Consider the following 26,913-nt stretch of genomic DNA (forward strand, 5'->3'; position numbering starts at 1 on the left):
ATTTGCCAACGTGGACAGCGCTTTCCAGCTCACGTGTGGAGGGGTGCCGCTTCGCGGCACCCCTCCACACGAACTACTTTCAAAACACGGCCTAGATCTCTCGCGCTGGTTCTCCTGCGGCCGCTGCGATCATGGGTGGGAATCAGTCGGGAGTCGGGAGTCGGCATGGCCAAGCTCGATCGTGTGCAGCTCATCGAACTGGTCGCGCGCGTCGCGAGCGGCGAAGGGAGCGACGAGCAGTTGGATGAATGGCTCACTCAGCTGCAGGATTCGGTGGCGGACCCGCGCATCTCGGACTACATCTTCTGGGACTTCTCCGACCCGCCGCTGACTGCTGAACAGATCGTGGACAAGTCGCTGGCCTACCGGCCGATCGTGCTGGGCGGACCGGAACAGCCGACGGTTCCAACGGAGTGATCTGCCGCAGCGGCGCGGTTCCACGAACCTTTTCGCCCAAGCGGGTGTCGGCATTTCGCCGTGGATAGCCTTGACGCTGTGGATGGTCTCGACATCAAAACCGCCGTGGGCAGCGATACGGGCAATCGCTATTCGGCGAACTTCGACGTCACTTATCTCGCTGAGAAGCCCTTGCTCGCGGTGCTGGCCGACGGTATGGGAGATGGGCCGGGCAGTGCGGCCGCGGGGCGGATCGCTGTCGATACCTTCGTCGACTACGCCACGCGTGTGGCAGAACCGGGGCCGGACACGCTGCGCGATGCGGTGGCAGCAGCTCATGCCGACGTGAGCCGCGTCGGCCGTGAATTGCGGGACCTCGCCGGGTGCACTCTTACCGCCATGATTGCCGCGCCACAGGGTTACTGGCTCGTTCAGATCGGTGACTCGCGTGTATATCGGTGGCGTGCCGGGCTGCTCGAACTGTTGACCACCGACCATACGATGGCATGGCTGGGTGCGGTGCACGGTTGGTATCCGTTCGACTCGGCACAGGCCGCGGCGGCCCGATATCAACTGACACGCTATATCGGCCATGGGTCCGCGCCGGAACCCGATGTGTTCAGCGTGACGATGAGACCCGGTGACCGATACCTGTTGTGCACCGACGGCGTATCCGAACAGGTCGGCTACGACGACCTACGGACATTTCTCGGTCGCGATACACCGCCGAACTCTGTCGTCACCGCCCTTTTGGCCGCCTGCGAGACAGCGGGCGGAAACGACAACGCCTCCGCCATCGTGATCCGAGTCGAGTGAACGACATGTCGGAGGTTGTGAACTTGACGGCGGTTGATTCCGCGGGTGTGCAGTGGCCGGTCGTGCTTCGTCTGGGTGAGCCTTCGGTGGCGCGGGTGGAGTTGGTGGGTCATGGCGTGTTCGGGTCGGCTGATGACGACTACCTGAGTTGTCTGCTCGCTGTGCGCGAGTATCTGGAGGCCAGGGGCCGACTGTTGTGCTGTCAGGGCGCTCGGCCAGATGTGTGGCCGTCGGGCATGTTGCGGCAGTTCGACAATGGCCGGCGGGCACACGTTCTCGACCATGATCGGCGAGGTGCGGAGCTCGAGGTGGTGGACATCTTCGCGCCGGCGCCGGCGGAGGTGGTCGTGAGCGTGCTGGATCAGGGCAAGGCCGTGTTCGCGTTCCATGGCTTGCCCTGGCGAGGAGAGTAGCTGCCACCTCACCGCCGGAAGGTCGGCGCAGACAGGGGAACGTCCTGTCTTGCCGCACCGCGCCGACCGAACCGGCCGGCACGCGGCGAATGCGAGTCGAGACCGACTGCGGCGCAGGAACATCCGCTGCTGCCGATCCGAGCGCGTCGCCGACTCGTCCTGGGGATTCGCCCGAAGTCCCCTCCATGACGTGGATCGGGACAGGACTACGCTTCCTCGATTTGCTTCGTGTCCGGCTTCTGAACCCCGTTGGGGCGGATCTGTTCGAGGGCCTGCCGTACGACGTCCTCGGAGACGTCGCCCTTGACCGAGATTTCCGAGTCGCCGATTCTCAAGGTGAATTTCGTTGTGCGGCTGGCGATCCAGGCTGTCACGCATGCGGTGACCGCACCCATCAAGGGCGCGGATTCGACCACCAGTTTGATGAGTTCCGATGCGCCGAGCGCGTCCGGGACGGGTTCGCCGCTGATCAGTCGTTTGTGGACGGCGCGTAGGTCGTCGTCCACCACGATCGCCTCGAACAGCGAGGCCAGTTCGGCGATGTCGTCGTCGGCGTCGGTGATCGAGATGGTGATCGTTGCGGCCACGTGGATCCTCCCCGGTTGGTCTGTGGCCGCAATTCTAGGACGGACGGTCAGTGCGCGCGCGAGTGGTACTGGGGGATGGGAGGATTCGCGCGTCGGGTGCAGTACCGTCCCTCCGGGAAATCACCCGGGGGACGGTCCGCACCGTCCGCGCGCCGCTGCCGGCGGTCGCGTTCGATGATGCGCGCCGCCAACCGGACGACGGCCTCCTCGAGCCGCATCCCCAGCGATTCGGCTCGCAGCGCCGCCAACTCCAGGACGAATTCCTCCTCGGCGGAGGCCAGGTCACTCAGGATCTCGTCGAGCGCCATCCCGTCGATGGCCTGCTCCCGGGTCAGATCCCGCCCCGGCAGCCAGCTGAGCACCCACCGGCTCCCGGCAGGACCGGGAACCAGATGCGCGGTCTCAGGCGTCATGTCACTGGTGATCGCCTGTCCGGAAATACGTAGCGCCATAGCCTTTCACCCCCTCGGAGCTGGACTCCCCGAAAAACTACGGTCCGGCGCTTAACGCTCGCTATCGATTTCCTTACCGGGACCGGTCCGGTCGCCGTCTCGCAGGGCGCCGGGTGATCAGACCTGGCGCGGTGGGATCCCCTCGCGAAGCATGTCCTCGACGGTGGCGAAGGAATGAGCGGTGAGCCACAGGCGCAGCAGGTGACGGCGACGGGCGGGGTCCTCGTGGTCCGTGTAGGCCTCGCGGCTGTGCAGGATCTTCGCGTTGTTGAGGATCTGGATGTCGCCGGGGGCGAATTCCATGGGGAGGTAGAAGTCGGGGTCGTTGGCGGTGTCCTCGAGCATGCGCATGGCCTCGAGTTGCAGATCGGTCAGGGGCGGGACGCCGGGGTGGCGTTGGGCGTCGCGGATGTACCAGCCGATGTAGAAGATCCGGGGTGTGCCGTTGATGTCATGGATGGCAGGCAGGGTGAAATACGGCGCCTCGCCGGGGGATTGCTCGTCGTTGCGGTCCCAGTGGAAGGGGCTGCGGAGCACCTCGAGGAGATCGGGCCGTTCGGCCAGGATGTGGTTGTAGACGGCCAGGGAGCTCGCGATGCGGCTCTCCCCACCGGTTTTCGCGGGGTTCAAGCACAGCAGCCCGACCAGGTCGGAGCCGTCGGTGTGGAAGTCCTGACGCTCATTGGTGGTGTAGAGCCGCACCGCCGGGCCGGTGCGCGGGAGGCGCTCGTCGCGGACGTGGCCCAGCAGGTCGCCCGCCGCGTTCTGGCTGACCGGAGTGCCCAGGTGCAGGCCGAGACCGACGTAGGCGAGCTCGGTCTCCTCCTCGGTCAGCAGTTCGACGGGGAACCGGCGGATGAGAACGAAGGCGCGGCCCTGCGCCAACGTGACCGTCCACTCGCGCAGCGGATCGGCCAGGCCCGGCAGCGGGAAGTCCTCGCGGCGCAGGTTTGTGGCGTCACGCCCGGCGGCCAGGGCCGCGCGCGTGGCGTCCACGATCTCCGCGCGCTGCGCGTCGGTCAGGACGGTCGCCCATTCGGTGGAGTCGCCGAGGTCCGCGCCGCGCCAGACTGCCGGCGACTGCGCGGGTCGGGAAACGGCACTCATCGCGGATCCACTCCTGATGTCTGCAACTCTTCGATGAGTTGTTCCACCCGGGTGCGGATTTCGTCGCGAATCGGCCGCACGGCCTCGACGCCTTTGCCCGCCGGGTCGTCCAGGGTCCAGTCGCGGTAGTCGACGCCGGGGAAGTAGGGGCAGGTGTCGCCGCAACCCATGGTGATCACCACGGTGGAGGTCTGCACGGTGTCGGGGGTGAGGACCTTCGGTGTCTGGGCGGTGATGTCGATGCCCAGCTCGGCCATGGCCTCGACCGCGGCCGGGTTGATGGTGTCGGCGGGCGCGGTTCCGGCCGAGCGGACTTCGATGGCGTCCCCGGCCAGGTGGGCGAGGAAGCCCTGCGCCATCTGGGAGCGGCCCGCGTTGTGGACGCAGACGAACAGGACGCTCGGCTTGACGGAGGTCATTGGTGGGCGGAGCCTTTCAGGCGGTCGGGACGTCGGCCGCGGCGCGCTCGGCCGGGGCGGGAGCGGGGAACAGCGCGCCGACCAGGACGAATCCCAGTGCGGCGCCGAGGAATTGCGCGGCAATGAACGCGGGCGCCGAGGAGGGTGCGATTCCGGCGAAGGTGTCGGAGAAGATTCGGCCGACCGTGACGGCGGGATTGGCGAAACTGGTGGAGCTGGTGAACCAGTACGCCGCACCGATATAGGCGGCCACGGCGACGGCCGCCAGTGCGGCGCGGCCGGTGCGCACCAGCGCGAAGATGACGGCGATGAGCCCGGCGGTGGCTACCACCTCACCGACGAGATGGCCGGTGGTGACCCGGTGATGGGTCGCGATCTGGACGGCCCGCTGATCGAACATGATGTTGGCCAGCACTGCCCCGGCGATGCCGCCGGGCACCTGGACGCCGACATAGGCGAGCAACTCGGCGGTGGTGAGGCCGGTGTCGAGGCGGCGACCCGCCCACCAATCAGCTACCGAGACAACCGGATTGAAGTGCGCGCCGGAGACCGGTCCGAGGATCAGAATCAGCACTCCCAGCCCGAACACGGTCGCGGTCGAGTTCTCCAGCAGCTGGCGCCCGACGTCATGGGCGGACAGCTGCTGCGCCGCGATGCCGGACCCGACGACCACGCACACCAGCAGTCCGGTGCCGACGAACTCGGCCAGCAAACGCCGGGACAGGACGGTCATCGTGCGGCCGCCTCGGGCAAGGCGATATCCAGCAGATCCGACAGCTGCCGCAGCGCTCCGGGCTCGACACGGTAGTACACCCACGAGCCGCGGCGCTCGCTCGACAGCAGCCCGGCTTCCCGCAGCACCTTCAGATGGTGGGAGATGGTGGGCTGGGAGACGTCGAAGCCGTCGGAGATATCGCACACGCAGGCTTCCTGGCCCACATGGCTGGCGATCACCGACAACAGCCGCAGCCGCACCGGATCCGACAACGCCTTGAACACCGCCGCCAACTCGGTGGCGGCCGGTGCGGTCAAGGGTTGCCGGGCCAGGGGAGTGACCTCACATCCGGGTGCGGTCACCGCGGTGAGCGGCAGTTCTCGTTTCGACACACGTCGATATTGACGGGTGTCGAAGTCGCGCGCAAGCGAACAACCGGCGAATTCGCCGCGACGTCAGCCGCAGCAGGACTGGCCCGCAGCGACCGCCTCGGCCTTCGCGGTGCTGCCGCAGCAGGCTCCCTCCGCGTCGGCTTCCTCGGCGGTGCCGCAGCAGACCGCCGTGGCCTGCGCATCCGTCGCCGCCTGCCCGGAGGCGAGAACCGGTGCCGTGCCGAAGGTCTCGCTGTCGGCCAGGACGGTGTAGACCTCCCACCGTTCGGCGTCGGGGGCGGTCACCCACACCTTGTCCTGGGTGGCGAAGCAACAGGTGGTGGCGATCTGCTCCTCGGTGAACATCCCCGCCTCGGACAGGCGGGCGATCTCGCCGTGGACCTGCTCGCTGGATTCCACCTCGACCCCGAGGTGGTTGAGGCTGCCGCCGTGACCGGGGTTCTCGATCAGGACCAGCTTGAGCGGGGGTTCGGCGACGGCGAAGTTGGCGTAACCCGGCTTGCGCTTGGCGGGCTCGGTCTTGAACAGGGTCGAGTAGAACGCGACCGCCTGATCGAGGTCGTCGACGTTGAGTGCGAGCTGGATGCGGGACATGAGACTGTACCTCCACTTGTGAGACATATGTCGAAGAACTGCTGTGACCGAGTCTGCGCCACATCTTCGACATATGTCAAGAAGGTCGGTAAGGTTGATCGCATGCCCAAGGCGCTACCAGTGATCGACATGTCCGCCCCGGTCTGCTGTGCCCCGGTCGCCGCAGGTCCGGTCGACGATGCCGCCGCCCTCGAAATCGCGCTGCGGCTCAAGGCAATTGCCGACCCGGCCCGGGTGAAGCTGCTCTCGTTGCTGCTCACCAGCCCGGCGGGCGAGGTGAACACCGGTGACCTCGCGGAGACCGTCGGCCTGGCCGAATCGACCGTCAGCCACCACCTCGGCCAGCTGAAGAAGGCGGGCCTGATCGAATCGGAACGCCGCGGCATGAACACTTTTCACCGCGCCTACCGCGACGCGCTCTCAGCCCTGTGCCTGGTGCTGGACCCGAACTGCTGCCGCTGAATCCAGCCCGAGGGCGGCGACGTGCAGCCGGTCGGTAACTTCCCCGGTCAGCTCGCGCGGGAGAACACGGCCACCAGGAAGTCCGCGTCGGCGGAGAACGGCCGGAGGTCCCACGTCGACAACAGCAGATCCGGTGTGAGCCCGGAGGTTTGGGCGTCGGAGAGGAACTGGGTGAAGTCGTAGCCGCGATCGGCGCCGAACCCGATGGCCGCGCGGCCGGTGGGGGCGAGGTGCCGGGCGAAGGCGGACAGGACGGTCCGGCGGGTGGACGGCGCCAGGAACGCCATCACATTGCCCGCGCAGACGATGGCGTCGAAGTCGGCGGGCACGCCCCGGCCGGGCAGGTCCAGTTCGGCCAGGTCCCCGACAAGCCAGGTGGGGCCGGGGTGGTCGTGCTCGGCCGCGGCGATCAGCACCGGGTCGACGTCGACACCCACCACGGTGTGACCCACCTGGTGCAGGTGGCCGCCGATCCGGCCCGGCCCGCACCCCGCGTCCAGGATGCGGCTGCCGCGCCCCAGCATGGCGTCGATGAGTCGCGCCTCGCCGACGATGTCGGTGCCTTCGGCGGCCAGATCGCGGAAACGCTCCACGTAGCGGGTCGAGTGGGTGGGATCGGCGGCGATGATCTCCTCCCACTGACTGGGGGTGCGTCCGCTCATGGTCTGAACCTCCTCGCTCGGGGCGCGTCCGCTTCACTCTGCCAGCCCGCGAATCGGTGTCCGGGCGGGGGCTGGCGAGTAGCGGACGCGCCCCGGCTGCCGCGCCTACGCCAGGCGAGTCGGCAGCGGGGCGAGGGTGTAGTTCTGCCAGACGTAGTTGTCCATCTGGTGCTGGTCGCCGGAGAGGTTCACGACGCGGTCGACCTTGCCGTCGGCGTTGAAATGCCAGACGAGCGCCCACATGGTGTCGACCTTGCCCTCGCCGGCGGTGGAGTAGCCGCGGTGGATGTCGACGACGTATTCGTCATTGGCTTCGAGGAAGAACGTCTCGGCCTTCATTCCCGCGGTCGAGAGCTGGTTGAAGAATTCCACGACCTCGTCGATACCGTGCTTGGTGCCCGACAGCGGGTGGCGGCCGGGAATGGTCCAGCTGATGTCCTCGGTGAGGACGGCCCGCATCCCGTCGAGGTCGTAGCGGGCGTAGGCCTCGAAGAAGGCGGCGATGGCGGCGATCTTCGGATCCTGTTCGGTCACAACGTTTGTCGTCATGCCAACAGGTTATTGCCGAGCTGCGGCGGGGAGAAGAATCGATCCGGAATGGACCTGGAACGGATCGTTATCAATCGATCCGGACTTCGGTTGAGCGGATGACGAGATTCGAACTCGCGACCCTCACCTTGGCAAGGTGATGCGCTACCAGCTGCGCTACATCCGCGTGCTCACCCGGCCTTGTGGGCCGATCGGCTTGCGGGACAGAACATTAGCCTATGGGTGGGTGGGTTGTGCAAATCGGCTGGAAACCGGCGGTGTCGCCCCACCTCTTCGGGCCCTGGCGGCATTGCTTTCCGACTAGTACTCCAGCATCACTTCGTGATGTTTGCCTGTCTTCGCTGGTAGTGGGCTTGTTTGGCGCGGTGTTGGTGTCTTCGTCGCCAGGTCGACCAGCGATATGCCATGGTCAGGTTGTGTGTCGGGATGATCAGGTGTGCCAGGAGACGCTTGATTTCGCCGAGTGTGAGTGGAATGAGGCCGCTGCCAATGCTTTTGGGGAGACAGCGGCCGTGACAGCGAGGTAGGTGTGGGCGAGCATGGCCAGGGTAATGTGTCGGTACCAGGCGTCATAGCGACGGACTTGATAGTGGTCGAGCCCGACTTCGGTTTTCGCGGTCTGGAAACAGTCCTCGACCGACCAGCGGGCGCCGGCGACCCGGATGAGTTCCTCGTCGGCAGTGCCGACCGGCGCACCACACAGGTAGTAGGCGATTTCGAGCTCGGCCTTGGCGTTTCGAGTCAGCGACCGGCGGGCCAACAGCCAGCGCCGCCACCCGGGACCGGCTTCGCTGAGCGAGGGCAGTGTGGCCACAGCCCAGTCGAACAGTCGGGGGCCTTTCGCGCCGTCGCCACAGCTCACGCGCTTCCACGCCTCGGGGGGTGCGTCCGCGACGACCTGATCGGCACGCCAACTGCCCGCCAGTGACACGATCGGGGCGCTGCTGGGCACGGCCACCACATATCCGATCCGTCGGCGTTCGAGCCAGCGCCGGAACTTCGAATCACCGCCGTATGCCTCGTCGGCGGTGACCCACCGAGCGGGGACACCGGCATCCAGAGCGCGAGCCAGCATTCGTTGTGCCAGAACCTGTTTCGTCGCGAACTCGACCTTGTCGGGCACCCCGGCGTCGCGGCAGCGATCCCGATCAGCGGTCCACGACTTGGGCAGATACAACTCCCGGTCGATCAACGTACGGCCCTTCACGGTCGCATATGCACAGAACACCCCGAGCTGACAGTTCTCCACCCGACCAGCTGTTCCCGAGTATTGCCGTTGCACCCCAGCCGATTTCACTCCCTTCTTGAGAAATCCGGTCTCGTCGACCACCAGCACACCGTCCGCATCGCCCAGATGCTCGACCGCATAGGCACGTGCCTCGTCGCGGACTCCGTCGACGTCCCAGGCCGCCTTGTTCAACAGCCGCTGCATCCCGTTCGGGGTCGAATCGCCCGCGGCTTCAGCCAGGGTCCAGCCGTTTTTCCCCGCCAGCGGCGCGAGCAGGCCCCGCACATACGCGCGTGCCCGCAACCGCGGCTCCGCCCGATGGAACCGCCCCGCGACCCGCGCGAACAACTCCTCGAGACCAGCTGTCCACGCCGCCAGATCCTCATCAACCAGCACGAAACCCTATGCTACCCAACAACATCACGAAGTGATGCTGGAGTACTAGACGGGGTCGCCGTAGTAGCGGGCTGGTAGAGGACGGTTTCCACGTCAAAGCACCACCACCCCAGGCCGCACCCGGAACCGGTGAATCACCCTCTACCAGGGCACATCTCGAACTTCGTTGGATTTTCGGCGATTACCACCGGAACCCCGCTCAGCAGCGGCTACCACGAGCGCGGCACGGCCGCCCGGCGCCGCGCCGCCGAGCTGCTCGCCGACGTCGACGTCCGCCTCGACACGGTCCTGGCCCAGATGGACGAGTGGCTGGCCCGCACCGACGCCCTCATCAACGACGCTATCGGTGACCCGGTTCACTACGGTGCTTTTGACTCGTACTCGTCTTCAGCACGAGGGTGTCCGGGATGGCCGGGGATTCGTCGCTGTCGGATCGTCGTGTGCTGAGCGCGGAGGAGGCACGCTGGCAGACGGCGGTGCGCCGGGCGACGGTGATCGGGCCGCTCCCGCGGCCGAATCGGGTGAGTGTGTCGGTCGCCGAGGAGGCCGCCGCCCGCCTGAGGGTCTTGTTCACGTCGGCGCTGGGCCTGCTGATCGCCACCCTGTTGGGAGTGCCAAGATCGGTCGGTCACTATTCACTGAAGCCTTTGGTTCCTGAGATTTGTTCTCTCGCAAGGCAAATCGTCAGCCAAGGGATTCGCCCATGATCAACCAGGAGTACGCGGCCAGCGCACAGCACGGCCCCAAAGCTCAAAGCTCGAGCTAGCGGATCAGCAGACCGGGATCCCTACGGAGCCGTTGAGGCTGGTGTGAAAGAGGAGGCAGACCAGGTGGTTCGCGGCAGAATACGAGCCATTCGAAGAGCCGGTGGTGTCCACGGGCTGTGCGGCGGTGACGGGCAGTGGCTCGGCTTGAGCGGGGGCGGCGAGGAGGGCCATCGGGGTGAGGAGGCCGGAAGTGACGGCCAAAGCACCGAGGAACTTCTTCGAATTCATTTGAGACTCCCTCTGTTTGGATCGGAACGGGAGTCAGTATCACAGTCTCGGAGCGTGTGCCTGTAGACCCGATAGTTGGGGCTACTGATGTGTCAAGGAGCGCCTCGAGCAGCAACAGTCCCAGCCGCGCCCATTGGCGTCGGTCAGGTCTGCACGCCCCGCCACCGCTACGCTGGTCACGAGTTCTCCGGTATTCAGGTTCTTCGTCGCCGAACCGTCTACCGGAGCCCCAACGAGATCACCCAAAACACGTCGCCAGTCTAAAGTGGCTGCGCCGGTGACCATCTGGTTTCGATGGTCCGCCGAAGGTCAGGCGGTCGACGATCGCCGCCGTCATCTCGGCGCCGGTGGCCGAATATCCGTGCTTGAGCAGTGCTTTCGTGTCGTGGACGGGTGTCCTCGACTGCCGACTACGTCGGTGCTGAGGCGGGCGGTACGGAGTTGGCCGTGGGCGTGTGCGAGTGCCCCGTTGTCGGATCCAGATCGGCAAGCTGCTACCGGAAATGGCGATGCTGTTAGCCCGACGCGATGTTCAATACTCCGATCGGTGTGTCTCAGTTTTCCTGATCCGGCTCTTTTTCGAGCCTTCCGATGAGGGCCGAGGCGACGAGGCCCACGACCCGGTCTTCGTCATGGGCCAGTCGTCGCAAGATGTCCAGCGCGATGGTCCCCGGCATTTCGGCGAGAGCCTGGGTCAGTCGCACCCGTACCGCCGAGTCCGCTGTGTGCGCGGTGAGTTCGTCTGCCAGCGCACTCATGATCAGGTCCGCCCACTTCGCGTCCTGCGCCAATGCTCCCAAGAGCTCGGCCGCCTCGACATCGTTCGGCCCCTTGACCACCGTATCGACCAGTGCCGGCACAGCCCGGGCCACGCCCCGCGCACCGAGTGAGAGAGCAGCATGTCTGCGGACCGTGGCGTCGGCGTCCCCGAGCGCGTCCGTGAGTATCGTGGTCGCTTCGTCGCCCGGTAGCTCGGCGAGCGCCAGGACCGCGCGCCGCCGGACTTCGACGTCTTCCGAGCCCAGGCCGAACGCCACGCTCGCCACGCCGTCGCCGTTGGCCCGGGCGAGTGCCCACCGCAGGGCCCCGGCAACGTTCGGATCGGATTCGGTCAGGATCGCCTCGGCCAGCAGTTCGGCAGGCACCGGCACGTCCTCGGCGGGGGAGAGGACGGCCTGCTGTCGCCGGGCGGCACTGTGCGAACGGAGTCCGTGCAAGAGCTCGACTATGCGTAGGACGTCTTGCCAGCCTCCTGGATCGGCGGCATCTACGGTACGGAGCCGCTCGAGGAGTTCTTGCTCCCGGTTCAGTCGTGCTTCGGTCCTTCGAATAAGGTCACCGACCAGTATGGACGGGCTGAATCCAGGATCGTCGAGAGCCTGTCCGATTTGGCGCAGGGACAGTCCCAGCGACCGCAACCCCTCCACATGGAAGATCCGCCGGATATCGTCGGGTGAGTATTCCCTGTAGCCACTCACGGTGCGGCCTGTCGGTCGTACCAGCCCGAGGGAGTCGTAGTGCCTGAGCATCCGGGCGCTCACTCCCGAGAAGCGCGCCACGTCGCCGATCAGCACGCCGTTGTCTCCTCCCGATCCGGACCGAGTGCGACGCCCCGTCTCGCCTCACCGATGGCGAGGTCGAATCCGGCATCCGGGTCACTCAGGAGCCGCTGCGTGGCGCTCGCGTGCGCCCGCACCGTCGGGTCGTGACTTGTCATCGCCGTCTGCAGGACCGGCTCGACCACCTCGCCGAGTGCAACGAGAGCACGGCTCAGACTCAGCCGTACCTCGCGGTCACCTCGGCCGAATTGCGTGGCCAGTTCCGCGGCCAGCCCCTCCTTCACTTCCTGCTCGTCGGGCACGAGAACGACCGCAGCGCGCCATGCACTCCGCGCGACCTCGTCGTCGGCATCGTGCAGCATCGAATGCGTAATCGCTGACCAGGTATTCGGGGCACCGATCTTGGACAGCGTATGCAACGCTTGGCTGCGGGCTTGCGTGTGTTCGGAATAGAGCTCCGCCCGTAGTGCGGGAACGGTGATCTCGTGCGGGAGCCGGGTCAGCGCCCAGGTGAGCATGTCGCGCACGAAGAAGTCCGGCTCGATCGCGCACCGCCCTACGAGTGCATCGACGAAGAAGGGCTCGGGATACGTGCCGGCTGCCAGAGCCGCCTCGAGCCGGGTCGATGAGTTCGCAGCGGCCAATGCCTCGAACAGTCGCATGGTGTGTGGGTTCCTGTGTGTCGAATTGATGGGGACCACCTCCGACAGCCATTCAATGCCTTTACACAGTGACAAGGTCAAGCACTCACGGCCGATGTCGTGGGCATCGCTGTACTCCACGATCACATCGCGTCCATCCTGGGCTGGGCAGGGCATGCGGAAGACGGGCACAGCCCACCTGAGGTCTCCCCGCTTTCTCGGAGGGAGGGCTTACCAGGTCGGCGTCAGACGGTGGCGACGATCTTGCCAATGTGGATAGCGGTGGCTGCGACGATGTCATCGAGGGCGAACACGGTGTCGAATGGGATGCGATGTGCCGGTGCGGAAACCTGCCAGGCTACGCGGAAACCGGTTGCCGCCCGGCAACTCTCACGAGCGCTGTCCAGCGCCGAAGGTGCTCACGATCACCTCTGCCCGACGGTATGCCGACCAGATTTGCAGCGGCAAACCTCGGTGCTCGCTTCCCGACCCGTGCGCGTCGAGGTGCCGATCAGTCTGATCGCGGCTGCCGCGGATTCTGGGTCGCCGACGACGAAGATGGTAAGGCGGCAAGCAGATTCGTCGTAGGTCCAGTGGACATTGAGCTGCGCTGGGACACTCGAATCGTCGACCGCGGTCGCGGCGAGTTGTGCGGTGATCTGGTCCATCGCGAGACGGTCGACGTCGTCGATGTGCACGACAGACGAAACGTGCACGTGCGGGGTGCTGACCGGTTCGTCGGAGACCACGCCGGTGAAGGCACGCAAGTCCCGTTCGCTGATTCGGTACTGCTTGCCCATCCGCATGGCCGGCAGACGGCCGTCTCGAACGTATCCGCGCACGGTACGCACATGCAATCCGAGAATGGCAGCCACCTGTTCGGCCGAATACAGAGCAACGGTCATCAACACAACGTACCGGGCCGTTAGCAGGAGACATCAGATTGAGTGAGCCGGACCAGGATTGGCGGCTCGGAGAATCTGATGCCGGCTAACGCGCCCGCAAGCCGGTTGGCCGAACTGCGCGTGCTGTGCACCCAGGTCAACCGCCTACGCAGTCTGCTCGCGATTGATGCCGAGCTGTGTACCCGCTATCCCGAACTCGCCCCGATGTTGGCCGCGATGGGCGGGGCCGCCGATGTTATCCGCGCTGACATCGAGATTCGCCGCGTACCGGCCGGGCCTGAAATCTTCGCCCGCACCACCGATTACGCGGTAATCCCCGACCGGATCCACCAGCACTGGCCCACCAGCGCCGATCACCAACTCACCGCCGCCTACGTGCGCTACCAGTGCGCTGGGATCGCCGATACCTACGCCGACGCCGCCGCGGTGACCGAACTCCACGCCGCCCACCCGCGCCGATTCGTCGTCGAGTGGGGCAACCCGCCTGAGCCGGACCGCGATAAGGCCCGACACCCGCGCCGTACCCCCCCGCCTGCGCTGTGCGGGCGGGTGATGTGCTCGCGCGGCGCGAACGATGGCGGCTTGTCGTGTGAAACGGCTCGGCTTGCACCCGTATGGTTTTAGGTGATGAGCGAGTTGGCATGTGGGGTCCAGTGACGTGAAAAGTCGTACTAGGCGAGAGCTCACACCCTGAGATTCGGTAGAAGGTTGTGTGGCAACGTGTTTCGCCCGGCTGGACCCGACGCTCTGCCCAAATCCGTGAAAAGTCGCGCTCAGCGGCGAGCTGGTGCGATCCCGCTACCGTTCACTAAGCCGCCGCCGACCGCTTCACCGGTCGAGCACGATGGCCGACGCACGGGCGCGGACCTCGTCGCGAGTGCGGCCCTCGTGGTCGGCGGCCAGGAACTGGTTGCCGATAGCCAGGCAGAAGGCGAGCAGGCTTCGGGCCTCGACCTCGTCCGGATCGGAGCAGAAGGTGCCGATCATCTTCCGCAACAGTTCCATGCGCCGGTTGTCGACGCGCTGCAGGCGCGCGAACACCGACTCGTCTCGTCGCGCCCAATCACGAATCGCGAGGTCGAGCGCCAGCAGACGCTCGCTGGACAGAGTTAGCCGTCCGGCTAGAACGATCCTGTCGCGTGGGTCGGATTCTCGTTGGACGCGGTCGAGCACATCGTCGACGCATTCGCCCTCCCAGGCGTCCAACATCGCTTCCAGCAGAGCGTCACGATCGCCGAAATAGCCGTAGAACCCGCCCTTGGTCACTCCCAGTGACTTGGCCAGAACCTCGACACGTACCGCTTCGACACCGCTGGTCGCCAACGTCTGCAACCCCTGCTCGATCCACGCCTCGCGTGGGGTACGGGCCACGCCCATGCTGTGACTCCTCTCACCCACCTCCACACTATACGCCGCCGTATATCAGGGCTAATTTCTCTTATACGCAACCGTATAACAAGTGAGTTCCCTCGAACGAGAGGAAAAGTCCACGATGTCCATCGGATTCATCGCCTTCCACTACCCCAGGGCTGAGCATTTCGAGGAATTCATCGACAGGACACGCCAGATGGGCGATGTCATGCGGTCGACGCCGGGATTCTTGTCAGGAGGATGCTGGACCACCGCAACGCCCGATGGCGACTCGGTCGTCACCGCCTGCCATTTCGAGTCCCAGGAAGCGTTGCAAGCGGCCATGGCCGCGGCGCGCGGTCTGGGCCCGGTCGTCGCCTTCGATGAGCGTGAGCAGCGCCCCCGCGAAATCCACACGCTGCTGCGCCAGTTCCAGTTGACGCGATGAGGTTCCCCGACATCGCCCACACCGAGCTGCAGTGACTGGATCCACGAGCTGACAACCGCGGACACCATGGGCCGACGCCACCTCTGCTTCCGCGTGTGTCTCCAAGCGAATTGGAGCATGGTTTCCACAATATGGGTAGGCCGGCCAAAAATAGCTCGGATCGCCCGCGCGGCGCTGCCGCGAGCGACTCCACTGGCCGAGTCGGGTCCGGCAGCGGTCACCATGTCTGCGGTAGCGCGGGCGGCTGGCGCGTCCAACGGATCTGTGTACCACCGCTTTCCGGAACGGGGCAGGGCGCTTTCCGGAACGGGTCAGGGCGCGCAGCCACAGCCCGATAGCAAGGCGGAGGGCCAGGATCTCGCTGACTGCTCTAGCTCACCACGATCGTCGGGGTCTCCAATACAGCTAAGGAAAGGTTCAGGAATGTGGATTCAAAAACTGGATTCTCGCTGACGGGCGGCCTGCTCAGCTTCATTGGATCGGTTCACACTGCGCTCGGAGGTGTCATGTGGGTGGTTGGCGACGAAACGGCCGAGTTCTCCTTCTGGTTCACCGCGTTCGGTGTCGCCGCTGTCTGCTTCGGTATTTCCGTGATCGAGATTGAGCGAACCAGAGGCTACGTGCCGGCGCCGATCCTCGCCGCAATCGCGGTGCTCACCCTGTTCGGCCTCGCATGCGAGCCCGTCTCGGGGTTTCTCGCGGTCCTGGCACCTCTGGCCGTCGGCGTCCGTGGATGGATCCGCCATCGCCGCAACGCCGCAGTCCCAGCTTGATGAGCCGAGTCCAGCCCGACCCAGCACGGCCCCACAGTCAACTCATGTGCGCCAGCAAGTTCCACGCGGTCACCGACCGGTATGGTGCAGTGCCACCGAACACCGAGCTATCAAGATCACCCGCGTCGTTCGGTTGCCCTACCCCAAGGGGTTCGATGACCACGGCACCACACTGATCGATGCGGCACCATGGCATCAGAAAGACCCTGCCGATCACCGCGATTCGACCAACCACTGCCGCACAGAGCTGGTCTTCAAGCATCGAACATGGTGGCGCGCATCATATTTCGGCGTCCTTCACTGCACTGGAGTAAGTGCTCAAATCTGTTTTGGAGAGCGATGACAAAAGAGGAGGGTAGCGACGATGCCGGTATCCGTCAGGCACGTCCCAGAAGGTCCGAGGTCACCGGAGGTGACGCGATGACAAGTGCTCGGTACGTTCGCGCGAACGGTCTCGTTGTGACCGCGACGGTGTCGGCCGCGACGACGATGGTGGGATTCGGCGTCTGGATGCGGGTTGATCCGGCTGGATTCGCCGACTGGGCGAACTGGCCCAACCATGTGCACTTTCTGCACGACGCCGGTGTTTTCCAAATCGGCATCGGGCTGATGCTGCTATGCGCACTGTGGTGGCGCGACGCACTCGCGGTCACGCTGACGGGGTTCGTGTTCGCCAATTCCTTCCACGCGATCAACCATGCGCTGGACCGCGATCTCGGTGGCAACGACTCCGACTTCTGGATGCTCGGACTGGTGTCGGCACTCGCCGCCGCCGCACTGGTCATTCGTCTGCAGGCCCTGCGGGCACGGCGAATGGAGGCCACCCGATGAAGGTCTTGCTAGCGGGCGCTACCGGAACACTGGGCAGTGAACTGGTGTCGCAACTGATTGCCGCCGGGCACACGGTCATCGGATTGTGCCGGAGCGAGATCGGAGCCGGACGGCTGGCCGCGGCCGGAGCCGAACCGGTACTCGCTGACATCATGGACCAACGTGGATTGCTGACGGCTCTCGAAGGCCGTGCGGCCGACGCGGTGATTCACGAAGCCACCGCGCTCACACGGACCCCGACTGCGCATCGCCATCTCTATACGACCAACGCCCTGCGCGATGTGGGCACCACGCATCTACTGCGGGCGGCCGAAGTGGTCGGTGCGCACCGGTTCGTCACCCAATCATTCTTTCTCGGTTATGGTTACCGCGACCACGGTGATGATCCAATCACCGAAGACGCCCCCTTCGGTGTACCCGCAAACGACGCTTTCGACCGGCACCTGCGTTCGATGCTCTCCAACGAGAACCAAGTGCTCTCCGCACCAGGGATGGACGGCATAGCCCTACGCTATGGTCTGTTCTACGGTCCGGAGGTCAGCACCTACACCCTCGCGGACATGACACGTAAGCGTCTACTGCCGGTCCCGCGACCAGCGGGTGTGACATCGCCCATCCATATCGCCGATGCCGCGGCGGCGACCGTCGCGGCCCTCGAGAGGGGGCGCGGCGGAGAGTCGTACAACATTTCCGACGACCACCCGCTCGGCTTCGACGAATACATCCGAGCCATCGCCCGAGCGGCCGCCGCCCAGGAACCGCGTCGAATACCGTCGTGGCTGTTGCGAGCCGCCCCGTATATGCATGCGCTGATGGTGAGCACCCGCATTCGCCTATCCAATGAAAAGGCCAAACGCGAGCTGGATTGGTCGCCTCGATTCCCGTCCTGTCACGAGGGACTTTCGGCTATCGATTGGGGCTGAGTACTGATTCGGAAAGTGTCGATGATAAGGCAAAACCGGCCGAGCAGACGGGTTCGCAAGTTGACTGCCGATGGCATACGTACGAGGGGTGAGGCAGAGACGGTCCCTTGCCCCAGGTCCAACCCCGCAGGGGACCGCTCGACACCCGGAAGACCGATCCCGACGAAAGGCCCCAGGCACTGCACAGACCGCGACTTCGCGGGCTCCTTGTTCGGCCCGGTGCCGACGCGCAAGCCCGGCATGCTGGACAACACGGCAGCAGCGAGGCGACCACTTGCGATTCCCCACCCATACCGGCCTGCGCGACAGGCACATTCAGCCGGAGTTCAGATCGAGAGAGTCCGGCGGCGGTCTGCAGTCGCTGGCTCTTGCGTCCGCAGGTTTCCCACCAGCGTGCCGGAGATCGGGTTCACCGGCTCATCAGCGCGGTGATCAGGTCCAGGCCCGGGCAGTTATCGGCAGCGGTGCTGTCGAGATGATGTTCGGCATACCAGGATTCGGATGCCTCCGGGTGCGGCCCGACCAGCGCGATCCGCCCCTTGCCCGACGGCGCGACCACTGCTGCGGCGGCGCCGTTGCGGTAGCGTGCCAGGATCTGGGGCGGATCAGCCGAATCCGGGACGGCGAAGAACGGGCCGTCCTGGAAGTACATCTGCTGGTTGTGGTTTCGCCAGGCCACGGTGGCCACGGTGTCGGCGGTGCTGTGGATCTCGGCGCCCGGTGAGTCCGAGTACTGTTCGACCTCGCCTGGCCACAGACCGAAACCGTTGACGGTGCCGGCGAGGTAGCCACCCATGCAGATGCCGAGGTAGCGGCCACCGGATCGGACAGAGTCGGTGATCGCGGAAGCGTAGGGGTCCATCTGGCGGCGGGCGTGGGCGACATCGTCACCTCCGCCGGGTTGCAGGTACACCGAAGCGGCTGCCAGCGTTCGGCCGTCGAGGGGCAGCTCCGAATCAGGACCGGTGAATTTCACGGTGAACCGACCCGAGCGAGCCAGCAGGTCCGCCGCAGCCTCCGAACATCCGTCGCAGGACGCTGGGCCCCGATACACCAAGGCCACGGGAAGACCCTGGATGGCGGGTGTATCGAGGTCGGGTTCCGCCGCGCACCCGGCGAGCGGGCACGCGGCGGCCACCGCCAGCGCAAGCAGAGTGCGCCATTGCCCTGACACTGATTTCGACCTCACGAAACGAATTCTGCTGTTCCACCTATGAGAAAACTGTGAGGATGCGTCCGGCATCCCGGCTCCCCTTCGCCTCCACACCCGAAACCCCACCCGTACGCCGCCGGTCGTGACACACTCGAAAACCCAATCGGCAAGCACGACGTCGTGAGCGATGCATCCCGCCATGGAAGCCACGCAGCGGGATTCGAGCGCGGCATTTCTGCCCGCGCGGGATGCCCGCCCCTACCGCTGGTCTCGCCTGCGTTGGCGTCGATGGCTTCGATCGTGTCTTGGGGCGGCTGGGGCCTGTTCCGGAGTACGGATTGGGCGTGCGAGAGTCCATGTCATGAAGACGACCGCGGCGGCCAGCATGCCCAGTCCGGTCCACTGGTTGATGTTCCACCCGCCGGAGCGCAGGTGGTCGGCGTCGGTGTCGTGCAGGGCGGCGGTCACGATGAGGGTCACTCCGTAGCAGCCGAGCAGTCCAGCGACGATGGTTCGGATATCGAAAAGCATTGTGTCAGTTCCTCATCCCACGACGATGTTCAACACAACGACGCCCGTCAGCGCGATGCCCGCCAGCAGGGCGGGGCGCTGGTACCACGGCAGACCGGCCGCATCAGGGTCCACGAATTGGTACTTGGGGGTCACGGAGTAGACCAGGCCGATCAGCTCGTCGGCAGGTTTGGCGCGTCCAGCCCCGCGGAGGCCGGTCGCTACTGTCACGGGTGCGGGCAGCGTTGGCGGAGTCCGTGCGTGGTGACGCGGTCTACTGTTCGGCGTCGTGCCGTGCCCGGCACTGGCGGTGGGTGAAGCGGACACGCTCACGGGTACCCACCATCGGTGCCACGTCCGGGCTCCGGGCTCGGTGTCCTGAATGCGGCCAGCAGTGGATCGCGGGCCTGGACCGGCGCACGTCGACGGTGTACTGCTCGCCGCGGTGTCGAACCCGCGCGTGGCGTAACCGTTCGTCGAACACGTCACGGTGACACCAGTTCCGAACGGTTTGCCGATATCGAGAAAATAGCCCCTGAAATGGTCAAATCGTCTTTGATGCGGCATGGCGTCTGGTTGTCTCGGAGGGTCACCATGGGTGAGTCAGAAGTTATACGCTCGCATCTCACATCACGACCTGCGCCGATTGCGGGGTTCGCCAGCTGGAGGTGGGGACAGGGTCGGTGATGTCGGAGATGATCACGATGCCGGCCAAGATCGGGAAAGTCACACAGCGCCAGTACCGGCAGATGGTCGCCCGGGGCCGGGTCCTGGTGGGGCAGCAGTCACGGTCCCAGTTCGCGCTGGGCGATTTCGCGCTCAAGATCGCCCCCCCATGCAGCCCGTCGGCGGCGCCCACGCCACGCAGCCCTCGCTGACCGTCGGTTACGAGATCGCTTCACCGGCAAGACCATCGGTGCTTACCTGGGTTTGGTGCCCACCGAATACTCCTCCGGCACCACCCGATCGCAGGGATCGATCACCAAGACCGGCAACAGCCATGCCCGCCGCCTGCTTTCAAGGCCGCCTGGCACCACCGCAGGACCTACCGCAGTCCCACCGCCACCATGGGTGCGCGCTGGGCGCTGGTGCTCGCCGCGGCCCGCGCCTGCGGGCACGCCGGCAACCATCGCCTGCACCACCAGTGGGAACAGTTCACTGCCCACCACAAACGCCCCGTGATCGCCAACGTCGCCGTCGCCCGCGGCCGGTCGGTGCCACCGGATCCACCGGATCGGGAACTTCGGCAGCACAGCGGACTACTATCGGAGTTCCGGGGGCGTGAATCGCAGGTGACCCACATGGTCGAGGATGACCCCCTCAGAAAACACCGGGATATGGATATGGCGGCTCCGCCAGTCGCGGAGCTGAGTTCGGTGGGGTTCGAGGACGCCGAGGAGATCGGGCGGGGCGGGTTCGGCGTGGTCTGCCGCTGCACCCAGCGCGACCTGGATCGCGTCGTCGCGGTGAAGGTGCTCACCACCGCTGAACCGGACGAGGAAAGCAGAGCGCGATTTCTGCGGGAGCAGCGCGCGATGGGGCGGCTGACCGGCCACCCGAACATCGTCGGGGTTTTGCAGATCGGCGAGATCTCTTCTGGGAGACCGTATTTGGTGATGCAGTGCCACGAGCGCGGATCTCTCGAGGACCGGATCCGCAGGGACGGTCCACTTTCTGTGGACGAGGCGCTGCGGCTCGGGATCAAGGTGGCCGGGGCGCTCGAGACGGCGCACCGGCTCAGTATCGTGCATCGTGACGTCAAACCGGCGAATATCCTGTTCACCGAATACGGGGAGCCGGCGTTGTGCGATTTCGGAGTCGCCCGTATCGCCGGTGGATTCGAGACCGCAGCTAGAACGGTCATGGCGTCGCCGGCTTTCGCTGCTCCCGAGGTTCTCGACGGCCATCCGCCCGGTCCGGCATCGGATGTGTACGGGCTGGGAAGCACGTTGTTCTGTGCGCTCACCGGACATGCCGCTTTCGAACGCCGGAGTGGGGAACAGGTCGTTGCGCAGTTTCTTCGGATCACCACCGATCCGGTGCCGGATCTGCGCACGGGCGGGATCCCCGCCGATGTGTGCGCGGCAATCGAGACCGCGATGGACCGCGATCCGTCGCAGCGCCCCTCCGCCCTCGCCCTCGGTAAGCAGCTCCAACGGATCCAGCGCGACCATGGTTACGCCGTCGATGAGATGACCATCCGCGGTGAACCCGACAACGTGCAGGAAGCCCACGTACCGGCGCGGGGACCGTGCCGTCGCAGCGGGGATACGGGTGCCCTTCCGTTGGAACTGACAAGCTTTGTCGGTCGGAAGGCACAACTGTCCGAGGTGAAGAAGGCGCTGTCGGAATCGCGTTTGGTTACGCTGACGGGCATCGGTGGGGTCGGCAAGACGCGGCTCGCGTCGCGGGCGGCGAGCAAGTTGTGCCGCGGTTACGCAGACGGGGTGCGACTGGTCGAGTTCGGCGACATCGACGACCCCGAGTTAGTGGACGACATTGTGGCTACGTCCGTAGGCGTGCAGAACCTGGCCGGCAGGCTGACGAGGGAGGTACTGGTCGAGTTTCTGTCGACACGCAAAATTTTGCTGGTGCTCGACAACTGCGAGCACCTGGTGGGGGCGGTCGCGGACCTCGCGGAGTCGCTACTGCGTGCCTGCGTGGACCTGTCGATCTTGGCCACCAGCCGCGAGGTCCTCGGAATCGGCGGCGAATCCGTGTTGCCGGTGACGCCACTGGGTTTCCCGGATCCGTCCAGCATGCCCACGCTGGGAGAAGCGTCCCGATACGATGCGGTGGAATTGTTCGTCGAACGAGCGGCGGCGGTAGTGCCCGGGTTCGAGCTGACCCGAAACAACCGGCTTGCCGTAGCCCGGATCTGTGCCCGGCTGGACGGGTTGCCATTGGCGATCGAGCTGGCCACGGCCCGGCTGCGCGTGCTGTCCGCCGATCAGATTCTCCGACGGCTCGATGACCGGTACACCCTGCTCACAGCGGGCAATCGGGATGTCCCGACGCGCCAGCAGACACTGTGGTGGTGCATCGGCTGGAGTTACGACCTGTGCACGCCACGCGAGCAGCAGCTGTGGTGGCAACTGTCGATCTTCGCTCACAGCTTCGACCTCGACGCAGCCGAACAGGTGTGCGGCACCGCCACACCCGACCCCGACCTGCTCGATGCATTGTTCGCGTTGGTGGAGAAGTCGATCCTGATCCGGGAGGAATCCGGTGGCGTGGTCAGGTTTCGGATGCTCGACACGGTGCAGAACTACGGCAGGAGAAAGCTCGAGGAGGCAGGTGAGGACCGGGAGATCGGTCGCCGGCATCGGGATTGGTACGAGCGGTTGGCGTTCGACGCGGAGGCCGAGTGGATCAGTCCCCGCCAACTCGAGTGGGATTCTCGCCTGAAGCGGGAACTGCCGAATCTGCGCAAGGCAATGGAGTTCGACGAGGCCGGTACCGGCGGCATGAGGATTGCAGCAGCTCTGTTCTCGTTCTGGTACATGGGTGGCCGAATCACCGAGGGCCGCAGCTGGCTCGACCGTACTTTGGCCCACTCGGCCGGTGGACACGGTCGAGATCGCGCCAAGGCGCTCTACTCGGCCGGGATGCTTGCCGCGGCTCAGGCGGACCTTGCCGCGGCGAAGGCACGGGTGGCGGAACTCAGGGGGCTGGCCAGGCAGATGGCCGACCCGGAGATCGCCGTGTGGGAGGCGGTTGCGGACGGTTACACCGCGCTTGTCGGCGACGATCTCGGCCATGCAGTCGCCCGCCTGGAGCAGGCCGGAGAACTGGCCGCAGGCTGTAGCGATCCCGTATTGCGAATGGACTCTTCCCTGTTGCTGGGGTGGGCATACCAACTCAGTGGGGATCTCCGGCGCGCGGTCGCCTGTCACGAGCAGACGCTGGCATTCGCCGACTCTCGCGGAGGAGAGACGTCGTTTCGCTCCTGGCTGTTGTGGGCGATGGGTACGGCCGTCTGGAGGCAGGGTGCGCTCGACCGGGCCACCGACCTGTTGCAGGAGAGCCTTCGTCATGCACGCTCGGTAGATGATCCGCTCATCGCCGCGACCAGTTTGGAAGCTCTCGCATGGATCGCGTCGGATCGCGACGATGTCCGCCGCGCCTGCGTGTTGATGGGTGCTGCCGAAGCACGGGGCCGGGCCGCCGGTAGCTCCTCCATCCTGTTCCCCAACCTGGCCACCTATCACGAGGCCTGCGAGCGCCGCGCACAGGAGATTCTCGGAACGCGAGAATTCGAAAAAACCCGGGCGAAGGGCGGTGCGATGAGTTTCGCCGCGGCCGCTGCCTTCGGCCTCGAAGAAGACCCCCCATCGCTCGCCGACCGAACGGCGTCGGTCCTCACCAAACGTGAGCAGCAGGTCGCCGAACTGGTAGCCGAAGGCCTCACCAACAGCGCAATCGCTGGTCGATTGATGATCTCACAGCGCACTGCCCAGGGGCACGTCGAGCACATCCTGACGAAGCTGGGTTTCACCTCGCGGGCTCAGATCGCGAGGTGGGTCGGAGCAGGTGCAGGACCATCCTGAGTTCACATGATCCATGTTTGGGCGCTGCGTCGCGCCGGCCGGCGATGCAGTGACTTCCCACCTCGTATCCAGGGCTCATGCGCTGTGGTTGATCATGACGTGTTTGGTCCGGGAGAAGTCGTCGAGCGCGTAGAGCGAGAGGTCGCGGCCGTAGCCTGATCCCTTGAACCCGCCCCATGGCACCTCGCATGCGAACACGAGGTGAGAGTTGACCCAGACAGTGCCGAAGTCGAGCCGCTTGGGCACGCTCAGAGAGAGGCCCGCATCCCGCGTCCATACCGACGCCGAGAGGCCATACGGTGTCTCGTTGGCCCTCGCAACCGCCTCGTCGGTCGTGCTGAACGATTCGACTGTGACGACGGGGCCGAAGATTTCCTGCTGGGTGATCGGCGCCCCGGCCGGCACCGCGCTGAACACAGTCGGTTCGATGAAGTAGCCGGGGCCGTCCAGCACCGCGCCGCCGATCGCCGCGTGCAGGCCGGCCGCCGTCGCCTCGGCCAACGACTTTCGGACGCGCTCGAAGTGTGGGCGGGAAACCATAGGGCCGATTTCGACGTCGTCCCCGGCAGCCGGCGCGCCGACTACAAGGCTGCCGACTTCCCGAACCAGGAGTTGGGTGAACTCTTCCGCCACCGATTCGTGCACCAGTACCCGGCAGGCTGCGCCGCAGTCCTGGCCCGCATTGAAGAATCCGGCGTTGCGCACTCCGGCCGCGGCCGCACCGAGGTCGGCGTCGGCGAAGACGACGACGGGTGCTTTGCCGCCGAGTTCGAGGTGGACGCGTTTGACCGAACGTGAGGCGGTTTCTGCGACTGCCCGGCCACTGAGAACGCTTCCCGTCACCGCGACAAGTGCGATGTCGGGGTGTTCGGCCAGGCGCTGTCCTACTGTCCCGCCAAGGCCGGTCACGATATTGACGGTTCCGTCGGGGATGTGCCCGGCGATGAGCTCGGCCAGTTTCAGTACCGACAGCGGCGTCTGTTCGGCGGGCTTGAGTACCACGCTGTTTCCGGCGGCAAGAATGGCGCCGATCTTCCAGGCGGCCATCAGCAGCGGATAGTTCCAGGGCGTGATCACCCCGACCACTCCCACCGGTTCGCGGAGAATGACCGAGGTGTGTCCCCGTGCATAGTCTCCACCGGCCAGGGAAGTCATTGTCCGCCCCGCCCCCGCCATGAACCGGAACGTGTCCATGGTGTTGGAGACATCGTCCTCGGCGATGCTGCGGGGTTTGCCGGTATTCGCGGACTCGAGCACTGCGAGTGCTTCGCGGTTGGCTTCTACGATGTCCGCGATCCGGGAGAGCACCTCGGATCGTTCCCGCGGTGTGGTGCAGCCCCACGATCTTTGAGCCTCGACGGCCGCCTCCACGGCCGAATCGACATCTTCGATGGTTCCTGCCGGGACGGATCCGAGGATCTCTTCCGTGGTCGGATCGAGGATGTCGATGACGTCCGTGGACGAGCCCTGGACAAACGATCCGCGGATGAAGTGGCCTGCGGGCGGCACGTCAGCGACCGGGATCTGATCCGGAGATGGGCGCCGAACGGTGAATCGCCCAATTTCAGTTGATGCCATGATTATTCGCCTGTACTTTCTGCGCCCGGCCCGGCGCCTGTAGATAGGTTCTTCGTTTCGGCCGCGTCGCCGAGGCGTCAAGTGCGGCGGAACGATTCCTGCGGCGGGCAAGAGCTGTGGCTGTGAAGTAGTAGAGCGGTGAAACGACAGCCAATCCGACGATGAGCGAGATATCCGTGTTGCCGAGCATTTTGGCGATCGGTCCGAGGAAGGCGGTTCCGATGATCATGAACGGGAGTTGTACAGCGACACCGATGAGGTAGCAGCCGACCGCAGGCCAGTTGACCCGGCCGTAGCGACCGCCGTCGCGCTTGTAGAAATCCTCGACGACGTAGTCCCCATGCCGGACCAGGTAGTAGTCCACCAGATTCACGGCGGTCCACGGCACCAGCGAACCCAGCAGCAGAACCAGGAAGTTCTTGTAAGTTGCGACGAAGTCGCTGCCCCCGGTGAGCGCGACACTCGCGGCCAGCGCGCACAGTCCGGTGGCGACCAGAGCACGTTCGCGCCCGCGTGGATTGAAGCGCGGAAAGATCGTCTGCGCAATCGTGATCGTGCACAGCGTGCCGCAGTACAGGTTCATCGCGTTCGTAGCGGCGACTCCGACGCTGAAGACCACAACCACCACGACGCTGATCCCTGCGGTAGCCTCGGTCAGGGCGACAACCGGGTCGGTGTGGGGGAGCAGCAATCCGATGCCTGCCCCGAGGACCATCGGCAGGATCGAGCCGATACTGGTGCCCCAGTAGCTCATCCAGAATGCCGGCCTCGAGCCCGTCTTTGCCGGCAGGTAGCGCGAATAATCGGAAACGTATGGGGCATAGGCGATCTGCCACACCGCACACGCCCCGAAGGTGCTCATGAAGCCGGCCGGCGTCGCAGTGCCCGTGCTCAAGAAGTGAGCGGGCACCGAGTGGACGACGAACGCCCAGACGAACGCCATCAGCAGAACCAGCCCCGACGCCCACGTCATGATGCGCGCGTAGGCGTGGATCAGGGTGTAACCCCAGATGGCCGCGCAGACGCTGATCGCCGCGAGCACCACGATGCCGGCCCTACCGCTCAGGAAGGGTATCGCCGACGCGAGGGACTGCCCGCCGAAGACAAGAATCGAGATGAAGAACCCCATGTACATGCAGACGACGACGCCGACGATGAGAATCGATCCCAGCGAACCGAATTGGCCCTTGGTCTGCACCATCTGTGGAACACCCAGCCTGGGCCCCTGAGCAGAGTGCAGCGCCATGAAGATCGCACCGAAGAGGTTTCCTGCGATGATCGCCAGCGCGGCCGACCAGGCGGGCTGCCCGAAGCGGGTCGTCGACAACGCCCCGGTGACGATCGCCAGGATCATGATGTTGGTTCCGAACCAGATTGTGAACATGTCCCGGTTGCGCCCGTGGCGCTGATCGGCTGGGATCGGCTGGATGGTGGCCGATTCGATGGTGGAGACGGATTCCTCACGACCGCTGCGATTTTCACTCACTGGTGTTGCCTTTCGCAGGACCC

31 protein-coding genes, 1 tRNA gene and 3 pseudogenes are annotated in these 26,913 nt (G+C 65.5%); 13 read left to right on the plus strand and 22 right to left on the minus strand.

The features are described from left to right. Positions 1 to 165: 165 nt before the first annotated feature. The 3 genes from ACFYTS_RS30510 (at position 166) to ACFYTS_RS30520 (ending at position 1,625) form a co-directional block, all read left to right on the plus strand. Positions 166 to 417 carry a hypothetical protein gene (locus tag ACFYTS_RS30510; protein ID WP_387308982.1) on the plus strand — a complete coding sequence of 84 codons (252 nt, stop codon included), beginning with the start codon at positions 166 to 168 and terminating at the stop codon, positions 415 to 417. 78 nt (positions 418 to 495) lie between these two features. Next, the gene (locus ACFYTS_RS30515; protein WP_387308983.1) at positions 496 to 1,212 is read left to right on the plus strand and encodes a PP2C family protein-serine/threonine phosphatase; all 717 of its coding nucleotides are present in this window, start codon (positions 496 to 498) and stop codon (positions 1,210 to 1,212) included. 5 nt (positions 1,213 to 1,217) lie between these two features. Then, entirely contained in the window at positions 1,218 to 1,625 is a 408-nt protein-coding gene (locus tag ACFYTS_RS30520; protein ID WP_387308984.1) for a hypothetical protein, read from the plus strand. Between the two features lie 206 nt (positions 1,626 to 1,831). Here ACFYTS_RS30520 and ACFYTS_RS30525 read toward each other — a convergent pair whose 3' ends face one another. The 7 genes from ACFYTS_RS30525 to ACFYTS_RS30555 all read right to left on the minus strand — a co-directional run bounded on the left by ACFYTS_RS30525 (position 1,832) and on the right by ACFYTS_RS30555 (position 5,891). Continuing rightward, positions 1,832 to 2,212, minus strand: a complete 381-nt coding sequence (locus ACFYTS_RS30525; protein WP_387308985.1) for a hypothetical protein — start codon at positions 2,210 to 2,212, stop codon at positions 1,832 to 1,834. Between the two features lie 47 nt (positions 2,213 to 2,259). Then, positions 2,260 to 2,664, minus strand: a complete 405-nt coding sequence (locus ACFYTS_RS30530; RefSeq protein WP_387308986.1) for a hypothetical protein — start codon at positions 2,662 to 2,664, stop codon at positions 2,260 to 2,262. 117 nt (positions 2,665 to 2,781) lie between these two features. Next, a complete protein-coding gene (locus ACFYTS_RS30535; RefSeq protein ID WP_387308987.1) occupies positions 2,782 to 3,771 on the minus strand; it encodes a TauD/TfdA family dioxygenase in 990 nt (329 codons plus the stop codon). Next, the gene (locus ACFYTS_RS30540; protein WP_387308988.1) at positions 3,768 to 4,190 is read right to left on the minus strand and encodes an arsenate reductase ArsC; all 423 of its coding nucleotides are present in this window, start codon (positions 4,188 to 4,190) and stop codon (positions 3,768 to 3,770) included. Before ACFYTS_RS30540 ends, ACFYTS_RS30535 begins: the two co-directional genes overlap by 4 nt. 16 nt (positions 4,191 to 4,206) lie before the next feature. Then, positions 4,207 to 4,923, minus strand: a complete 717-nt coding sequence (locus ACFYTS_RS30545) for an aquaporin (RefSeq protein ID WP_387308989.1) — start codon at positions 4,921 to 4,923, stop codon at positions 4,207 to 4,209. Next, entirely contained in the window at positions 4,920 to 5,297 is a 378-nt protein-coding gene (locus ACFYTS_RS30550; RefSeq protein WP_357289146.1) for a metalloregulator ArsR/SmtB family transcription factor, read from the minus strand. The genes ACFYTS_RS30545 and ACFYTS_RS30550 overlap by 4 nt, the downstream gene beginning before the upstream one ends. Positions 5,298 to 5,360: 63 nt before the next feature. Next, entirely contained in the window at positions 5,361 to 5,891 is a 531-nt protein-coding gene (locus ACFYTS_RS30555; protein ID WP_387308990.1) for an ArsI/CadI family heavy metal resistance metalloenzyme, read from the minus strand. A 102-nt stretch (positions 5,892 to 5,993) separates the two neighbouring features. Here ACFYTS_RS30555 and ACFYTS_RS30560 point away from each other — a divergent pair, with 102 nt between their 5' ends. Continuing rightward, entirely contained in the window at positions 5,994 to 6,353 is a 360-nt protein-coding gene (locus ACFYTS_RS30560) for an Rv2640c family ArsR-like transcriptional regulator (RefSeq protein WP_357289140.1), read from the plus strand. 47 nt (positions 6,354 to 6,400) lie between these two features. On the opposite strand, the gene ACFYTS_RS30565 is transcribed toward ACFYTS_RS30560, so the two are convergent. The 5 genes and pseudogenes from ACFYTS_RS30565 to ACFYTS_RS30585 form a co-directional block, all read right to left on the minus strand. After that, positions 6,401 to 7,015 (minus strand): class I SAM-dependent methyltransferase, encoded by a 615-nt coding sequence (locus ACFYTS_RS30565; RefSeq protein ID WP_387308991.1) that lies wholly within the window; start codon positions 7,013 to 7,015, stop codon positions 6,401 to 6,403. 105 nt (positions 7,016 to 7,120) lie between these two features. Further along, positions 7,121 to 7,564, minus strand: coding sequence for a nuclear transport factor 2 family protein (locus ACFYTS_RS30570; protein WP_357093981.1), 444 nt, complete (start codon positions 7,562 to 7,564; stop codon positions 7,121 to 7,123). Between the two features lie 93 nt (positions 7,565 to 7,657). Next, positions 7,658 to 7,730 (minus strand) — tRNA-Gly (locus tag ACFYTS_RS30575). 148 nt (positions 7,731 to 7,878) lie between these two features. After that, positions 7,879 to 9,170: pseudogene (locus ACFYTS_RS30580) on the minus strand (IS701 family transposase). 159 nt (positions 9,171 to 9,329) lie between these two features. Further along, positions 9,330 to 9,548, minus strand: coding sequence for a hypothetical protein (locus ACFYTS_RS30585; RefSeq protein ID WP_387308992.1), 219 nt, complete (start codon positions 9,546 to 9,548; stop codon positions 9,330 to 9,332). Between the two features lie 47 nt (positions 9,549 to 9,595). On the opposite strand from ACFYTS_RS30585, the gene ACFYTS_RS30590 reads away from it, so the two are divergent. Next, on the plus strand, positions 9,596 to 9,895 hold the full coding sequence (locus ACFYTS_RS30590; RefSeq protein ID WP_387308993.1) for a hypothetical protein: 300 nt from the start codon (positions 9,596 to 9,598) through the stop codon (positions 9,893 to 9,895). A 63-nt stretch (positions 9,896 to 9,958) separates the two neighbouring features. Here the strand turns inward: ACFYTS_RS30590 and ACFYTS_RS30595 are convergent, their stop codons facing one another. The 4 genes from ACFYTS_RS30595 to ACFYTS_RS30610 all read right to left on the minus strand — a co-directional run bounded on the left by ACFYTS_RS30595 (position 9,959) and on the right by ACFYTS_RS30610 (position 13,288). Continuing rightward, entirely contained in the window at positions 9,959 to 10,183 is a 225-nt protein-coding gene (locus ACFYTS_RS30595; RefSeq protein ID WP_387308994.1) for a hypothetical protein, read from the minus strand. 554 nt (positions 10,184 to 10,737) lie between these two features. Further along, entirely contained in the window at positions 10,738 to 11,757 is a 1,020-nt protein-coding gene (locus ACFYTS_RS30600; RefSeq protein WP_387308995.1) for a HEAT repeat domain-containing protein, read from the minus strand. Next, entirely contained in the window at positions 11,751 to 12,404 is a 654-nt protein-coding gene (locus tag ACFYTS_RS30605; RefSeq protein ID WP_387309102.1) for a HEAT repeat domain-containing protein, read from the minus strand. The genes ACFYTS_RS30600 and ACFYTS_RS30605 overlap by 7 nt, the downstream gene beginning before the upstream one ends. Positions 12,405 to 12,808: 404 nt before the next feature. Beyond that, positions 12,809 to 13,288 (minus strand): helix-turn-helix domain-containing protein, encoded by a 480-nt coding sequence (locus ACFYTS_RS30610; RefSeq protein WP_387308996.1) that lies wholly within the window; start codon positions 13,286 to 13,288, stop codon positions 12,809 to 12,811. A gap of 78 nt (positions 13,289 to 13,366) precedes the next feature. On the opposite strand from ACFYTS_RS30610, the gene ACFYTS_RS30615 reads away from it, so the two are divergent. Further along, the gene (locus tag ACFYTS_RS30615; protein WP_387308997.1) at positions 13,367 to 13,912 is read left to right on the plus strand and encodes a hypothetical protein; all 546 of its coding nucleotides are present in this window, start codon (positions 13,367 to 13,369) and stop codon (positions 13,910 to 13,912) included. 204 nt (positions 13,913 to 14,116) lie between these two features. Here ACFYTS_RS30615 and ACFYTS_RS30620 read toward each other — a convergent pair whose 3' ends face one another. After that, positions 14,117 to 14,665, minus strand: coding sequence for a TetR/AcrR family transcriptional regulator (locus ACFYTS_RS30620; RefSeq protein WP_387309103.1), 549 nt, complete (start codon positions 14,663 to 14,665; stop codon positions 14,117 to 14,119). 115 nt (positions 14,666 to 14,780) lie between these two features. Here ACFYTS_RS30620 and ACFYTS_RS30625 point away from each other — a divergent pair, with 115 nt between their 5' ends. From ACFYTS_RS30625 to ACFYTS_RS30645, 5 genes and pseudogenes are all read left to right on the plus strand, one after another. Further along, on the plus strand, positions 14,781 to 15,086 hold the full coding sequence (locus ACFYTS_RS30625; RefSeq protein ID WP_387308998.1) for a hypothetical protein: 306 nt from the start codon (positions 14,781 to 14,783) through the stop codon (positions 15,084 to 15,086). A 117-nt stretch (positions 15,087 to 15,203) separates the two neighbouring features. After that, a pseudogene (locus ACFYTS_RS30630) lies at positions 15,204 to 15,392 on the plus strand (TetR family transcriptional regulator); the annotation flags it as partial. Positions 15,393 to 15,511: 119 nt separating this feature from the next. Beyond that, positions 15,512 to 15,859: a DUF6463 family protein gene (locus ACFYTS_RS30635; RefSeq protein ID WP_357285618.1), complete on the plus strand. Its 348-nt coding sequence runs from the start codon at positions 15,512 to 15,514 to the stop codon at positions 15,857 to 15,859. A 459-nt stretch (positions 15,860 to 16,318) separates the two neighbouring features. After that, a complete protein-coding gene (locus ACFYTS_RS30640) occupies positions 16,319 to 16,690 on the plus strand; it encodes a hypothetical protein (protein ID WP_387308999.1) in 372 nt (123 codons plus the stop codon). Further along, positions 16,687 to 17,613: an NAD-dependent epimerase/dehydratase family protein gene (locus tag ACFYTS_RS30645; RefSeq protein WP_357285610.1), complete on the plus strand. Its 927-nt coding sequence runs from the start codon at positions 16,687 to 16,689 to the stop codon at positions 17,611 to 17,613. The genes ACFYTS_RS30640 and ACFYTS_RS30645 overlap by 4 nt, the downstream gene beginning before the upstream one ends. A 409-nt stretch (positions 17,614 to 18,022) precedes the next feature. Here the strand turns inward: ACFYTS_RS30645 and ACFYTS_RS30650 are convergent, their stop codons facing one another. The 3 genes from ACFYTS_RS30650 to ACFYTS_RS30660 all read right to left on the minus strand — a co-directional run bounded on the left by ACFYTS_RS30650 (position 18,023) and on the right by ACFYTS_RS30660 (position 19,507). Continuing rightward, on the minus strand, positions 18,023 to 18,802 hold the full coding sequence (locus tag ACFYTS_RS30650) for a BPL-N domain-containing protein (RefSeq protein ID WP_387309000.1): 780 nt from the start codon (positions 18,800 to 18,802) through the stop codon (positions 18,023 to 18,025). Between the two features lie 222 nt (positions 18,803 to 19,024). Further along, complete coding sequence (locus tag ACFYTS_RS30655; protein ID WP_387309001.1) at positions 19,025 to 19,297, minus strand: hypothetical protein; 273 nt, start codon at positions 19,295 to 19,297, stop codon at positions 19,025 to 19,027. A gap of 12 nt (positions 19,298 to 19,309) precedes the next feature. Beyond that, positions 19,310 to 19,507, minus strand: a complete 198-nt coding sequence (locus tag ACFYTS_RS30660; RefSeq protein ID WP_357285601.1) for a hypothetical protein — start codon at positions 19,505 to 19,507, stop codon at positions 19,310 to 19,312. A 684-nt stretch (positions 19,508 to 20,191) separates the two neighbouring features. On the opposite strand from ACFYTS_RS30660, the pseudogene ACFYTS_RS30665 reads away from it, so the two are divergent. Then, positions 20,192 to 20,317 (plus strand): annotated as a pseudogene (locus tag ACFYTS_RS30665) (transposase); the annotation flags it as partial. Positions 20,318 to 20,343: 26 nt separating this feature from the next. Then, the gene (locus ACFYTS_RS30670; RefSeq protein ID WP_387309104.1) at positions 20,344 to 23,826 is read left to right on the plus strand and encodes a protein kinase; all 3,483 of its coding nucleotides are present in this window, start codon (positions 20,344 to 20,346) and stop codon (positions 23,824 to 23,826) included. Positions 23,827 to 23,901: 75 nt separating this feature from the next. On the opposite strand, the gene ACFYTS_RS30675 is transcribed toward ACFYTS_RS30670, so the two are convergent. Next, positions 23,902 to 25,404, minus strand: a complete 1,503-nt coding sequence (locus ACFYTS_RS30675) for an aldehyde dehydrogenase family protein (protein ID WP_387309002.1) — start codon at positions 25,402 to 25,404, stop codon at positions 23,902 to 23,904. Then, positions 25,391 to 26,890: a purine-cytosine permease family protein gene (locus ACFYTS_RS30680; RefSeq protein WP_387309003.1), complete on the minus strand. Its 1,500-nt coding sequence runs from the start codon at positions 26,888 to 26,890 to the stop codon at positions 25,391 to 25,393. Before ACFYTS_RS30680 ends, ACFYTS_RS30675 begins: the two co-directional genes overlap by 14 nt. Positions 26,891 to 26,913: the final 23 nt, after the last annotated feature.

It is taken from the genome of Nocardia sp. NPDC004151 (assembly GCF_042874235.1).
Lineage (GTDB): Bacteria > Actinomycetota > Actinomycetes > Mycobacteriales > Mycobacteriaceae > Nocardia.